Origin of the sequence: Kurthia sp. FSL E2-0154, assembly GCF_038003625.1 — a bacterium.
Taxonomy (GTDB): Bacteria; Bacillota; Bacilli; order Bacillales_A; family Planococcaceae; genus Kurthia; species Kurthia gibsonii.
This window is the reverse complement of record NZ_JBBOPO010000001.1, coordinates 763,089-777,790: the sequence shown is the minus strand read 5'-3', so window position 1 is coordinate 777,790 and position 14,702 is coordinate 763,089. Positions and strand designations below refer to the sequence as shown.

Annotated in this window: 12 protein-coding genes; all 12 read right to left on the bottom strand. The window is 36.9% G+C overall.

Annotated features, from left to right (window positions below):
- Window positions 1-2 precede the first annotated feature (2 nt).
- A complete protein-coding gene (gene cas5b, locus MHB75_RS03700) occupies window positions 3-707 on the bottom strand; it encodes a type I-B CRISPR-associated protein Cas5b (RefSeq protein ID WP_068453965.1) in 705 nt (234 codons plus the stop codon).
- A complete protein-coding gene (gene cas7i, locus MHB75_RS03695) occupies window positions 688-1,590 on the bottom strand; it encodes a type I-B CRISPR-associated protein Cas7/Cst2/DevR (RefSeq protein WP_340995983.1) in 903 nt (300 codons plus the stop codon). Before cas7i ends, cas5b begins: the two co-directional genes overlap by 20 nt.
- A complete protein-coding gene (locus MHB75_RS03690; protein ID WP_340995982.1) occupies window positions 1,574-3,352 on the bottom strand; it encodes a hypothetical protein in 1,779 nt (592 codons plus the stop codon). The genes cas7i and MHB75_RS03690 overlap by 17 nt, the downstream gene beginning before the upstream one ends.
- 12 nt (window positions 3,353-3,364) lie before the next feature.
- Window positions 3,365-4,069 carry a CRISPR-associated endoribonuclease Cas6 gene (gene cas6, locus MHB75_RS03685; RefSeq protein WP_340995981.1) on the bottom strand — a complete coding sequence of 235 codons (705 nt, stop codon included), beginning with the start codon at window positions 4,067-4,069 and terminating at the stop codon, window positions 3,365-3,367.
- A 366-nt stretch (window positions 4,070-4,435) separates the two neighbouring features.
- Window positions 4,436-4,729, bottom strand: coding sequence for a hypothetical protein (locus MHB75_RS03680; RefSeq protein ID WP_141274102.1), 294 nt, complete (start codon window positions 4,727-4,729; stop codon window positions 4,436-4,438).
- An 86-nt stretch (window positions 4,730-4,815) separates the two neighbouring features.
- Window positions 4,816-5,292: a hypothetical protein gene (locus tag MHB75_RS03675; protein ID WP_340995980.1), complete on the bottom strand. Its 477-nt coding sequence runs from the start codon at window positions 5,290-5,292 to the stop codon at window positions 4,816-4,818.
- 13 nt (window positions 5,293-5,305) lie between these two features.
- The gene (locus tag MHB75_RS03670; protein WP_340995979.1) at window positions 5,306-5,782 is read right to left on the bottom strand and encodes a hypothetical protein; all 477 of its coding nucleotides are present in this window, start codon (window positions 5,780-5,782) and stop codon (window positions 5,306-5,308) included.
- 459 nt (window positions 5,783-6,241) lie between these two features.
- The gene (gene odhB, locus MHB75_RS03665) at window positions 6,242-7,513 is read right to left on the bottom strand and encodes a 2-oxoglutarate dehydrogenase complex dihydrolipoyllysine-residue succinyltransferase (RefSeq protein ID WP_340995978.1); all 1,272 of its coding nucleotides are present in this window, start codon (window positions 7,511-7,513) and stop codon (window positions 6,242-6,244) included.
- Between the two features lie 31 nt (window positions 7,514-7,544).
- Complete coding sequence (locus MHB75_RS03660; protein ID WP_340995977.1) at window positions 7,545-10,340, bottom strand: 2-oxoglutarate dehydrogenase E1 component; 2,796 nt, start codon at window positions 10,338-10,340, stop codon at window positions 7,545-7,547.
- 223 nt (window positions 10,341-10,563) lie between these two features.
- Window positions 10,564-11,997 carry a HAMP domain-containing sensor histidine kinase gene (locus MHB75_RS03655; RefSeq protein WP_340995976.1) on the bottom strand — a complete coding sequence of 478 codons (1,434 nt, stop codon included), beginning with the start codon at window positions 11,995-11,997 and terminating at the stop codon, window positions 10,564-10,566.
- Entirely contained in the window at window positions 11,994-12,668 is a 675-nt protein-coding gene (locus MHB75_RS03650; RefSeq protein WP_340995975.1) for a response regulator transcription factor, read from the bottom strand. Before MHB75_RS03650 ends, MHB75_RS03655 begins: the two co-directional genes overlap by 4 nt.
- On the bottom strand, window positions 12,668-14,647 hold the full coding sequence (locus tag MHB75_RS03645) for a diguanylate cyclase domain-containing protein (RefSeq protein ID WP_340995974.1): 1,980 nt from the start codon (window positions 14,645-14,647) through the stop codon (window positions 12,668-12,670). Before MHB75_RS03645 ends, MHB75_RS03650 begins: the two co-directional genes overlap by 1 nt.
- Window positions 14,648-14,702: the final 55 nt, after the last annotated feature.

The following is a 14,702-nucleotide window of genomic DNA, read 5'->3' as shown; positions in this document are numbered from 1 at the left end:
TGTTATCCCTCCATTAAAAAAATCGGTAATCCTTCTTCATCAAAACAATCATGTAGAGATATATCTGTTTCTTTAGGTATTAGCATCGCTTCGATGTAATCCCATTGTCTACGTCCTCGTACAATCGTGTATTTTCGTGGTAAATGATAGAACGGGCTATTTTCTCCCATTTCATACTCTTCACGCAAAGTAGCTGGAATATATTGTGTATATTTTGTTACGTCATTTCCTTCTTCTTGTACTTCTATCAATTCAACTTGGTCTACTCTTACTAAGTCTTCCCATCTACCTAAACTAACGGTTGTCGAAAGGTTTTGAAACTTGTTATAGAGTTCTTCTAAAATAGTTGGTTCTGCCTGTACATGAATGACATGCGTGACATTAAATAATAAGTGTTGATACATAGGCATCGTTGTAACAAGGTTCGAATCTGTTTCAACTTGTTCTTTTAGTCCATCTGTAATCAATTGTGCCGGTACATCTGACTTCTTATACATATATTTCTTTTGATAATCAACGAACATACTTTCAAACTCACCTTGAATAGAGAGTTGCAGTGGAATATACTCTTTCGCATTTAAAATAGCATGTAACATGCCCTTGACCGTTGAAAACGGTGCAAGGGGGTATGTTTCGCCTACTTTAAAAGCAAAAGGCTTCAAATAGCATGCGGTTTCTTGAAATAGTTTAATCTTGAGTAGTTGCATGTGCTACACCATAGTAATGTGCGACTTCTTTTGAAAGTTGTTGGAAGAATTGTTCCACTGTATGCACTTGACCTGCAAACTGCTCCACTACGTCTGCTTCATTTGAAAATGTACCTTGTGTCAGTCCAATCTGTGTACATTCACCGATTGACTGTCCAGCAAATGTTAATGCCATTGTATCTTTTAGCGGCGCAAGCTCTAACGCCTTTACATTCATTTTGATATTGCCTAAAAAGAAAGGATTTGCTACTGGATAGAGACCACCAATAATAAATTTTGGTGTTAGATTTTCTTGACGACCTCGAATATTACGAGAAAGTAATTTAATAATATCGAGTAGTTGTGCTACACGCTCATATTTTTCATCATTTGATAATTCTAGCGAATCGTTTTGATCAATACCGATATGGCTTAAATCAATCGTAACCGTGTAGGTATAATAGCTTAAATGATTTTCGATATTTGCTAAGTTTGCAGTATCGTCAATACGTTCAGCTAAACCCATATTTGTAAGAAACTCAAAATCTCCTGTGTACGGCTCTAACGCAATTGCGTGACTTAAACGAGCAACTGCCGCACGCTTAAGTGATTTTTTCCCTGTTTTTAAATAACCGAATAAATCCATTTCAACTGAATCGGCAATCGTTACATCATCTTTAAACTGTACTGTTCCCTTTGTTTTTGATACAGTATCTAAATTCCATCCGAACCATTCATTGCCTAAGCGAACGATGTCATAGCGAATTGATTGGCGCGAGGCAAATGGGTACGTATTCCCATCCCCACGACTTAATTTTTTCATTTCCGATACATTTCCAAAACCTTCACCATAATTTAACGGACTTGCTTCTACTACAGTTGATAGACTAATTGTTTTCCCCATCTTTTTTCTCCTCCTCTTTTGTTTGGACAGCCATTAACCCTGCGACAAATGCCAGTGACATTGTTGCAAATTTCGCATCGTTCACAACTTCTCGATCAAGGCATTGTGCAAATTCCTTACTAATTTTTCGTCCTGCTAATATATTTAATCGAATAACCAATTCAAAAAATAATGTGCGATTACCCGATTTAGCCGCATTTAAAATACGATAAATCGATGCATCTAACTTCTTACTATTCGATGCTTTGTATTCATTTTGCCCGCTATTACTTACATCATTACTCGTTAGTGATAATCTTAGCGCATGACCTGTAGCGTACATGCGATCTGTTAGAGACTTTTGTTGTTCCACTGTACTTCCTCCCATCATAAGTTCACGTATACGTAAACATTGGTATACACCCCACGTGTTACGTCCTATATCTTTTTTTAATTGTTCATATAGCTCTTGTTGAATCAACATTTTTGTATCATAGTTTCGTAAATGTTGTTGTACAATTGCCTCTCGAAATTCCATCGGATAAACTTGCGAAATATAATTTTCATTGAGAACATATTTGTAAAAACGCTCTTCAATCCAGCGATATTCCAGTAATGTCTTTTTCGCTTTACTCTCTGTAAACCATTCAATTAATACGGTTACTTCTCTTCTCGCTTTTTCAATCTGCTGTTGCTTTTCATGTGTTCCTCTTAAAGCCTCAATGAGTGAATTTTCATTATGCATGATTTTTGAAAAAGCACGATTACGTTGTAGACTTTCTTCGCAGTCTCCCTCTACATGTAAAAACGCAAATACCATTTCTTCTGAATTCGCTGTTTTTTTACGATAGCGCGTACAACCAAGCGGCGATAAAAACAGCAATAAACGTGCAAGTGGACTAATTACTTGAATATGATCTTTATGTCCAAACCAACGGTCATTTAGACTTGTGGAAGCAAGTGGCATAAAGATTTTTTCTTCGAATGGTAGTGTACCCCAATGATTAGGCAATGCTGTACATTTGGGATATTGTTCAAACCATTCAAAATCAATTGCTGTAGCCTTCTTATGTGCTTTTCGCCATTCTTTTGCGATTATATATTCACTCTCTCGTAAAAAAGAAAATAATTGTTCTTCATCTTGCTGTTCAATCCATGTGCGTAGGCGTAGCTCAATTAATACTGGCTCAACAAAATCTGTATAGAAAATTTGTTGTTGTTCTTGTCGTGTCGCTGCATTTTTCGTAACGTTTAAAAACGAAACTTGACCAGAAGCAGGTGCTAAAATAACAGCTTTCACATAATTTAATGTGATTTTTTCATCTACTTCTTTCTTTTCTAACAAAATTTGAATTTCACGCATTAAGTGTTCTAATAATTCGAAATTTTTATCTTTCAAAGCTTCTAAACTCTCTTTTTCTAATCGTTCCGCTTCGATAGCTTCTTCTTCAAAATATTTTTTCACTTTTGCTAAACTATCTTTTAAAGTACTTTTAAATCGATCAATAGACATTTTAAAAGCAGTCTGTTGTTTTTTATCTTTTTCATCCACGTTTTTCCGCGCATAGTTCATTGTTTTTTGTAGCCACTCCAATGTATTTTGCGCGCGTGAATAGCTTTCTATCAAATAATCAAAAAGACGTTGTGGTAATTGCTCAATCCACTCCATAGGTACATCTAAACGATTCGCATTCACTTTAATTTCCTGCTGTGAATCTAGCTGGAGCATAGCAACTGCACCAGCGTTATAAATCCATTCATGAATATACAAACGTTCATACATATTCATCCCTCCTTACTTTATAAATTCCAAAGTCCCCCAACCGCTAGACGTTCGTAAACCAATCCCATCGTAATAAAGATTTTGTAGATCTTCTGGATGTCCTTTTAAAACAAGTCTTCCTTTTTGCCCTGTATAATATAATGTTTTTCCATTGGCATGACGATTTGTTTCTTTTACAACTACTTTTTTCAAACGATATTTCACAATTTTTAACGGTTGTTTTAAGGTTCTACCATATAAGTACTGAAACTTAGCATTCATAATATGATTTAACTCTGTTTCAAAATTTTCATCATCAATTAAAACAGGTTTTCCATGTACATCTTCTACTAACAGCGCATTTAAAATAACAAACTCTGCTTGTTGTTCACGAATAATCGCTTCTTGTACGATTCGAACATGTTCAATTTCAATGGATACATTTTGATGTTCGAACTTTTTCGTTGTTGATACGCCGTTAATAAAAGCTAACGCAATCATCGGATCAGAGGAAGAAAATATAAAGGTTGCACCTTCCATTTCATAATGTGTCTGTGAAGCTTTAAAGTTACGCATATAGATACTGTATGTTAAAAGCTTCGGCTTCTTAATATTATCGTATAAGTGATTATACATTTCTTCATCACCTTGACGAATCATCTCTTTTACAAAAGCCAGACAAATCATCCGATATTGAATAGGTAGTTTTTCGACTTTGAGCTGTAACGCAATTCTCATTTTTGCACCTCGTTTCTTTTATTATCAATTTCTTAAAAAGAGTATATATTACCTGTAAAATTATATCAAGCCTTTTGGAATCTTTTTTTTCTCACCCAGATAAGTTATACTGTAGGTAAATCTGAATTTGTAGGATTTAAAGCGTTTATTTTAATAAACACTATTTTATTTTTATCTGAACTTGTGGTTAATATACCAAAAGAGCTGTGCAAAATTTTGCACAGCTCTTAATTTTTTTAAAAATAAAAAACAACGAAGTCTCCTCCATTGTTTACATCTGTTTCAAAATCCCTCTAAACTAAAAAGGCAAGCGAAGTCGCCTCGTGATGAATGAAGCCCCGCCTTCCTAGAATAATAGGTAATTCGTTATTTTGTTAAAGGTTCTTTAAATGTAAAATCGTACTTGCGATTAATCTTTGCCGAGATGTTGCCTAAAAATTCTTGAACAGGCATTTTTTCAACTTTTTGCGTGTACCATGCTAACTTAGAGCCATAGCCTTTTTTGTTGTAGATTACTTGTAGCGGCCAAAAGTTTCCTGTTGCTTGTGTATAATCAAATTTGATATATAACTGCTGCCCTTCTGGACATTCCATAATGACTTGGTAAACGGTTTTTTTTGTTGCGGGTTCGAATTTCACTTTTCTAATTTTAGTAAGCATTTAATCCCCTCCACTTCTATTGTACTACAGAAACGTATAAATATAAAAGGAAATGAATTTTTTTAAGATTTAATGCTTATCGCCCTCTAAATCACACCATTCACATGATTTTTCAAAATATTAATCTGGTCACGCATCATACAGTAATGCTCATTTTCAAAAGCATGACAATCTTGCTTCAAAATCGCCTTATGGTATCTCTCATATTCCTTCACAAAGGCTTCCACAAAATCGTCCAAGCGACACTTCATGATCTCAACTGTTTCTCCGTTATATCCTTCGTATCTAGTAATCGTCAAAAGCTTTTGGAAATAAGTAAACGTATATTCAAGTGTACTTTCATACATTTCAACTGTAAATTTCGATTTTTCATCGTCATATATTTCGATTAAACCTTTTGCGATTCCGACTAAGATTGCAGCATGAAAAGTCGATGTGCAAAACTCTTTCTCTACACCATTTTGAGAAATCAATATATTCATTCGACAATTAAAATACGTATCCAAACAAAATGGTTTCCCCATCATATCCTCATATAATTCGATTTCAAATTTCATTCGCATGAATTTCCACCTCCTAAATCACACCGTTCACATGATTTTTCAAAATATTAATCTGGTCACGCATCATACAGTAATGCTCATTGTCAAAGGCATGACAATCTTGCTTCAAAATTGCCTTATGGTATCTCTCATATTCCGTCACAAAAGCTGCCACAAAATCGTCAAAGCGACACTTCATCATCTCAATCGTCTCTCCGTTGTATCCCTCATAACGAGTAATCGTCAAAAGCTTTTGGAAATAAGTAAACGTATATTCAAGCGTACTTTCATACATTTCAATCACAAATGGTTGTTGATTCTGCTCATACATGTTAACTAAGCCCTCCGCAAGATCTAATAAAATAGATGCATGAAACGTCGATGTACAAAACTCTTCCATACGATTATTTTTTTCTATGTACATATTGATTCGGTCCAAAAAATAACTACGTACTTCAAATGGTTCATCTAGCATATCTTCATAAGGTTCAATTTCAAATTTCATTCGCATACACTTCACTCTTTTCCATATAGCATACTTAATAAATGATATGTTTACATAAAATTCGTTATCATTTAATTATCTATTATATAGTATTTTTTACTATATTAAACAATTAATTATCAAATTGTAAGCGAATTAAGAAAATCAGTTCTTTTTTACTGTTCAATAATATATAAAAACAGACTCATCATTCTTAGAATATGAATCAAGTGTCTCAATTAGACTAGATTGAAAAACCAAGTTCCTCTTTTATAACATACTAATTATATAAATTTTATTTATAGCTCTTGTGGTCAAAAATGTAATCAAATTAGAAAAACAACACAAAAAAAGCCCCCGATTTCTCGGAGGCTTTCTCTATATCTTCATTTTCCGAAGTCACTCAAACCCTTGGAATGGTAGTCAAGCCAAGTGCGCAAACGTCCTGTTTGCAAGGCTTGACCAACCTTCATCCGTCGGCAGTGATTAACCTTCTAATAATAAATCTTCTGGGTTTTCGATTAAATCTTTAACCATTTTTAAGAAACCAACAGACTCTTTACCGTTGATGATACGGTGATCGTAAGATAATGCTACGTACATCATTGGGCGTAATTCGATTTCGTCGCCTACAGCGATTGGACGTTTTACGATGTTGTGCATACCAAGGATTGCAGCTTGGTCACCATTGATGATTGGTGTAGACATTAATGAACCGAAGATACCACCGTTTGTGATTGTGAATGAACCACCTTCAAGGTCAGATAATGCTAATTTTTTGTTACGTGCTTTTACTGCTAACTCAGCAATGTCTGCTTCGATTTCAGCAAAGTTTTTGCGATCTGTGTCACGTACGTTTGGTACTACAAGACCGTCTGGAGTTGATACCGCTACACCTATATCATAGAACTTGTTGTAGTGGATTTCGTCACCAACGATTTTAGCGTTAACAGCTGGGTACTTTTTAAGTGCTGCTGTTACAGCTTTTGTGAAGAATGACATGAAGCCAAGTTTTGTACCGTCATGGTTTTCCATGAAAGCATCTTTCTTGCGGCTACGAAGTGCCATAACTGCTGTCATGTCGATTTCGTTGAATGTTGTCAGCATCGCAGTGTTTTGTGATACTTCTAATAATTTACGAGCAGCAGTTTGTTGACGACGTGTCATTTTCACTGCTTCTACACGAGAATCATCTACAGCTTTAGGAGCTGGAGCTGCTGGTGTAGCTTGTGCTGCAGGAGCCGCTGGAGCTGTACCGTGTGCAGCTACGTCTTGTACGCGTACGCGACCTTGTGGGTCTACTGGTGATACAGCAGCAAGATCGATTCCTTTTTCGCGCGCTAATTTACGAGCAGCTGGTGAAGCGATAATGCGTTCGTTTGAAGATGTTTCTTCTACTACTGGTGCAGCTGGTGCTGGAGCAGCTTTAGGAGCTTCTTTTTTTGGTGCTTCTGGTTTTGCTTCTTCTTTTGGCGCTTCTTCTTTTGGCGCTTCTTCTTTTGGTGCTGGAGCAGAACCTGTTGCATTTGCGTCAACGCGTGCGATAACAGCGCCTACTTCTACAACATCGCCTTCTTGTGCAAGGATTTCAGTTAAAACACCTGCTTCTTCTGAGATGATTTCAGCGTTTACTTTATCTGTTTCAAGTTCAACGATGAATTCGCCTTTTTCTACAGAGTCGCCCACTTGTTTTACCCAGCGTACGATCTCACCTTCTGTAATAGATTCTGCTAATTCTGGTACGATAATGTCAGCCATTTTAAATTTCCTCCTTCAATATGATGAACGATTATTTAGATACTGCTTCTTCAATCACTTTTGTTTGTGCTACTTTGAATGAATCTGGATCTCCCTCAGCTGGTGAAGAATGTTCCCCGCGACCTACATAGCGAATTTCATGATCGCCTTCTAACTCGCGTAAGTAAGGATCAGCGAATGACCAAGAACCCATATTTTTCGGTTCTTCTTGTGCCCATGCAAGTGTTTTTACATTTGGATATTTTTCAATAATTGCTTGAATTTTTTCAGATGGGAATGGATATAACTGTTCAACACGTACTAAGTGTAAGTGCTCATATCCTTTTCCTTCTCCTACTTTTTCTGCAATATCAATCGCCATTTTACCAGATGCAAAGACAAGTTTCTGTACTTTTTTCACATCTTTACCTGTTACAGGATGCTCAATGACCGTTTCGAATTTACCATTCGCTAGTTCATCTACATCAGCTGCTACGATTTGGTTACGTAGTAGTGATTTAGGTGATACTAATACAAGTGGACGAATTGCTTCTGTATTTAACATTGCTGCTTGGCGACGTAATAAGTGGAAGTAGTTCGCCGCGCTTGAAAGGTTTGCGACTGTCCAGTTATTCTCTGCTGATAATTGTAAGAAACGTTCTAAACGAGCAGATGTATGCTCAGAACCTTGTCCTTCAGCTGCGTGTGGTAATAAGATAACTAAACCTGATTTAATGCCCCATTTCGAACGTGAAGCTGAAATGAAGTTATCGAAAATAACTTGTGCCATGTTGGCGAAGTCACCATATTGCGCTTCCCAAATTGCTAGGGCGTTTGGATTTTGAATGTTGTAACCAAATTCGTATGAAAGAATTGACCCTTCTGATAATGGGCTATTAATTGCATCGAATGAAGCTTTCGCACCTGAGATGTGGTGTAACATTGTTAACTCGTTACCATTCTTCTCATCGTGTAATACTAAGTGACGATGTGCGAATGTACCACGTTGTACATCTTGACCTGAAATACGTACTGGGTGACCGTCTTGGATGATGGTACCGAATGCAAGTGTTTCTGCATGACCCCAATCGATTTTACCTTTGCCTTCGAATGGATCTTGACGACGGCTTAAGATTTTACCTAACTTTTTGAATACGTTGAAGTCTTCAGGGAACTGAAGTAATTCAGCGTTCATTTTTGTTAAGCGTTCTTTTTCAACGGATGTATCAACTTCTGGGAATCCATCAAGTACAACTTGTGGTACTGAATGATCTGGTTCTGCACCTTGTCCAGCTGATTTTACAACGTCTAATTCTGCTTGTAATGTTGCTTTAATATCTGCTTGTAGTTGTTGTACATCTGAATCTGTTACAACACCTTCAGATACTAATTGTTTACCGTATAATGCACGCACTGTATCGTGATTATGAACAATATTGTACATTTCTGGGTTTGTAATCATTGGTTCATCCATTTCATTATGACCATAACGGCGGTAACCGATTAAGTCAACAACGATGTCTTTACCAAATTTCGCGCGGTATTCAACTGCGAAACGTGCAACTTGAATTACAGCTTCAGGTGCATCAGCGTTTACGTGTAATACTGGGATTTCGTAACCTTTTGCAGAGTCTGAAGAGTAAACAGTTGAACGAGAATCATAGCGTTCCGTTGTGAAACCAATCATGTTATTAGCGATGATGTGTACAGAACCGCCTGTTGTGAATCCTTTTGTTCTTGCATAGTTGAAACCTTCTGTTACAACGCCTTGACCAGCGAACGCTGCGTCACCATGCACTAAGATTGATACAGATTTAGAAGTATCTTGTACAGGTAAACCTGGTTTTGATGTATCTTCTTGAACAGCGCGTGTTGCACCGTTTACAACAGGTGATACAACTTCTAAGTGTGATGGGTTGTAAGCTAATGATACGCGACTACCATTGTCTGCTTTATATGTTGCACCTAAGTGATATTTCGCATCGCCAGACCAGCCTTTTGTTACAACAAGTGAACCGTCTTCTGGTACGAATAAATCGCTTGGTACGTGTGCAAAGTCTGCCAACATCATTTTGTATGGTTTGTGAACGTTATGTGTTAACACATTTAGACGACCACGGTGTGCCATACCGATTTGAACATCGTTTGTACCTTTTGTTTCAAAACGTTTGATTAATTCATCAATTAATACAACTAAAGAGTCAACACCCTCGATTGAGAAGCGTTTTACGCCGACAAAAGTTTTGTGCATGAATTGTTCAAAGCCTTCAACATTGTTTAACATGTTTAATACAGCTTTTTTCTCATCCGCAGTTAATGCGCCATTGAGTGAACCGCTTTCAATCTTAGATTGGATCCACTCTTTTTCTTCTTGTCCAACAACTTGGTTGTATTCAAATGCAATTTTACCTGTGTAAATTTCTTTCAAGTAGTTGATTGCATCTAAACCGTTGCGTACACCTGCAGGTACTTCTTTGATAAGTGCAGAAGCTGGAACTTCGATTAGATCTTGATCTGTAAGACCGTAAGTTGCTGCTTCAATACGCTTCGTATCTCTTGCTTGATTGTGAAGTGGGTAAATGTCTGCTGCTAAGTGACCAAAGTTACGAATTGCATCAGCGTATTTAACCGCTGTAAGAATTGTTGTAATATTACCTGTTGAAGCAACTGCTGCTACTTCTGAGCCGCCTTGTGCTGCTGGAGCAACTGGCGCACCGTATTGTTCAAATAATGCTACTAATTCTGCATCTACTTCCTCTGGTGATGTTAAGTATAGGTCATACATATCCATCACATAGCCAAGGTTAGGTCCTGAAAAAGCAGCCCATGGTGAAACGTTGTTTGACATGAGAATAACCTCCAAGTTTTTTGCCTAGTGGCATCTTTCCAATAGTTATAATAATAATATGAAAATCCACTGTATATTTTACCAATCATATCTGCTTGCATGTAAGCGAATTCTTTTAGCAATTAGATATAATATTTTTTCCCCTTCAATCTTACTACTCTTCACAAAAAATACAATATTTTTTATCAAATTCAGCAAATTTGGACTTGAAACACGTAATTACTTAATTTATTCCATCTTTATTGTTAAAATTAGGAATTTCAACAGTGAATTTCGTGCCTTTTCCTACCTTACTTGATACTGAAATTTGTCCATCATACTTTTCAACAAGCATCTTGACGATTGCTAGGCCTAAACCGTTTCCTCCATACTCTCTCGAACGTGCTTCATCCACTCGGAAGAAACGATCAAATATACGTGGAATGGCATCTGATTGAATGCCGATACCATTGTCTTCGACTTCGATTTTGTGACACTCAGCCGCATTTGTCAAGCTTATTCGTATATTTGGAATTTTTTCGGTATAACGAATAGCATTTTGTAATAGGTTTCGTACAATTTGGTTATAAGCATCCCTTGATATTGCTGCATTCAAGGTATCCTTTTCATTACTCACAAGTATGATTTCCGCTTCTGGATGTAATTGTTTTGTTTCATTTATTACTTTTTTAGTTTCTTCTATTAAATTTACTCCATTTTGAATATCTTTTTTCTCACGTCTTGCAAGGTCTAATAATTCTTCGATTAAAGAGCGCATTCTATGAATCTCTTGTAAAGACGTATCGAGTGATTCTGCCAATACTTCTGGATCATCTTTTCCCCATCGTTTAATTAAGTTTAAATGACCTTCTAAAATTTGAATCGGCGTACGTAATTCATGGGAAGCATCAGAAATAAACCGTTGCTGTTGTAAAAAAGAAGTTTCAAGCTCCACCATCATCTTACGGTACACATCAAGTAAGTCACCAATCTCATCCTGCCTTTGTTCGTGCAATTCAATTTTTGCTTCAAAACCTTCTTTCAATACACGGTTCATCTCAAAGCGTAAACGGTCAAGTGGTCGCAACAGCCTCGTTGCCAACGTGTAACCAACAGCTGATGATAACACAAGCGCTATCACACCCATTAAAATCATCGCTGTTAATAAATAGCGCATGAGTGATACATAGGAACTCAAAGGATGCGTTAATTGAATATATCCTTCAAACGCGCCTAGACGTAGTTTTGCAGTTGCTACAAAACTTTTTTCTCCATCCACTTTTAATGTTTCAAGTGCATAGCCTCGGCTCGGTACATCAGATGGTATAGCTGGAATCTCTTTTGTCGTATTATTAATGCGAAGAATTTCGACGCCATCTGCATTTAAAATACGTGCTGTTTGATTCTTATCGACAATGCCATTGATTAAATTTCCGTTGCGCTGGACTTCTTCAAGCGTTAAGTAAGGACCACGACTTTCAAAGAAGGATGTGAGGTCATTCATCGAACGTGTGACAGACTGTTTTTCGTCTGAGAGTAGCCATGATTGTAATGATACATACATCACGACACAAATAAATAAATAACTAATAAAAATGACAAAAGCAGATATGAACGCCCACTTTGTTTTTAACGATTGGTGCATCCACTTCTGCATCAATTGTTGTTTGATTTTCATGTGCGCATCACATACCCCACTCCTCTTACTGTTTCAATTGCATGACTATAGTCTGGCGGCAACTTCGCACGTAAATGACGAATGTATACATCAATTACATTCGTCTCTACCTCGCTGTCATACCCCCATACTGCTACAAGAATCTGTTCTCTTGTACAGACACGATTTTGATTTTGAACGAGTAACACGAGTAAATCATATTCAGTTTTTGTTAATTGAAGCACCTGTCCTTCAACTGTGACTGTGTAAGCTTGTTCATCAATGAATAAATCACGGAAACGAAGGATCGTCGATTCCACATCTTTCATTGTCGTTGTACGTCGAAGTGCTGCTCGAATACGTGCTAATAATTCTTCAATCGCAAAAGGCTTTACAATGTAGTCATCCGCTCCTGCATCTAATCCCGCTACGCGGTCCATAACAGCATCTCTCGCTGTAATGAGTAAGATGGGTATATCCGATTCCTTTCGAATGCGTCTACACACCTCTATACCGTTCAATTCAGGTAGCATGACATCGAGTAATATTAAATCAAATGACTCGTTAAGAGCATAGTCCAGTCCACTGCGACCATCATATGCAACGATTACATCGAACTGTTCATGACGTAGCTCTAATTCAACAAAACGTGCAATGCTTTTTTCATCCTCTACCAATAAGATTTTTTTCATTACACATCCTCCTGAAAATACTTTTCTGAAATATGATATGAGTCTTTTCCGTTAATACGTTTTGCCACATATAACGCTTCATCCGCATGCCCCATTAATTCATTAATAGATTCTCCATTTTTCGGATAGCTCGCTACACCGATTGAAGATGTTGGTGAGAAGTGTGTACTTCCAATCATCCAACCACGGCGCAGTGTATTTTGAATACGTTCAATTGCTTGTAGCGTTTGACGATTTCGCTTGTCATCATCTAATGACATATTCGATAAAATGACGATAAACTCATCACCACCAATACGCGCAACAATATCATGATCGCGTACACTTTGTAGTAAAGCTTGTCCAAAGTTTTGAATGAAGTCATCCCCCATGTCATGTCCATATAAGTCATTAATACGTTTAAAATTATCGCCGTCTAAATAGAGTAGCGTCAGTGCAGTCCCCGATGTAATCGCCTGCTTCACTAAATTCGGAAACTCTAGTGTCACGTAACGACGATTCGGTAAGAGCGTTAAACTATCGTGATACGCAAGGAATCGAAGCTCATCTTCTTTTTGTTTACGCTTCGTTATTTCCCTGGCAATAATAACAAATTGATACACTTCAGAACGTTCTGTATCTTCTACAGCTGTAATATGGGCTTCAATCCAGACACGTTCGCCTGACTTCGTACATAATTGTAATTCTAACTGTGATTCGCCTTCATTTTCTAAAAGTGCATCGAGTTCTGTACTTAATACCATCTTACTCTCTTCTGTTAAAACACTTAAATAGAATTGTCCAAGTAACTCCTCTTTTTCATAACCTAAACGAGATTCATGATTAGGCGAAACATATAGTACAATACCATCTTCATTCGTAATGACAATAAAGTCATTTGTATTTTCTGTAATTAAACGGAAGGTGCGTTCGATATTGCGTAAATTTGTCATCATCACACGTTTATCTGTAATGTCTAAACAAATCGACAAGAAGTGTTCGATTTCGCCATCTGATCCGTACATGGGTACAATTGTTGTATCCACCCAAAAATGCGTTCCGAGACGTGTTCGATTACAAATCTCACCACGCCAAGGCTGACCCGCTTTAATCGTATCCCACATCTCTTTATAAAAGCTTTTCGGGTGCTGTCTTGAATTAAGTAAACCATTCGTCTGTCCAATTAATTCCTCTTTTTTATATTGTGATATCTTTTCATATCCTGGACTAACATATTCAATAACACCTTCTGCATCCGTCATACATAGATTAGCAGCTTCATTTAGAGCGTATTGATACGCTTTCAAAATCGTACTTGCTTCATCTAAAGATTCCTGAAGCGCAATATTACGTGTATATTCCTGTGCTTGAATGCAAATTGCGACAACACGTTCATGCAGTAAAACAGGTGTGAAACTCAAAATAAATTCTGCTGTCTCTTGTCGTACCTTAATCAATTTTTGCCGAACCATTGTACGGCGACCTCGGCGTGCATTCGCCAGAGCATTAAAGAAGACTACTCTTTTTTCTTCATCTAAATTTGCTATATCAAAAAAGTTTCTACTAAGAATATTGGGCTGGAAACCAAATGTTTCATAAAAACGCTTATTTGCTTTAATCACTTCATATTCTGTATTTAACACCAAAATAGGATTCATCTGTTCTTGAAACAATGTTCTTAAAAAGTGATTTTCTTCCTCTATTGTTTTTAAGATATCAACTTCTTTTGTAATAGCTAAGACCGCTTCTCCATTCCCGAATGGAATAACAGTTGTTTCGCTCGTTGTGGGTGTATTTGAAAACAAATAAAAATCTCGGAATACAACTTGTTCTTTTGTCTCAAGCGCTTGTCTATAGTGGCGTTCAATGACATGTAGCGTTTCTAAAACTAGAACATGTTGTTGTAATGTTTGATTGATTGGCGATTGTTGTTGAAATACTTTTTCAAGTGCCACGGGATTAACATAACGATAAATGAATTGTCCATCTACGTTTTCCATGTAAAAAACGAAATCCGCACAATGTTCAAATAAAGTATGCAATTGGTTCACTGAT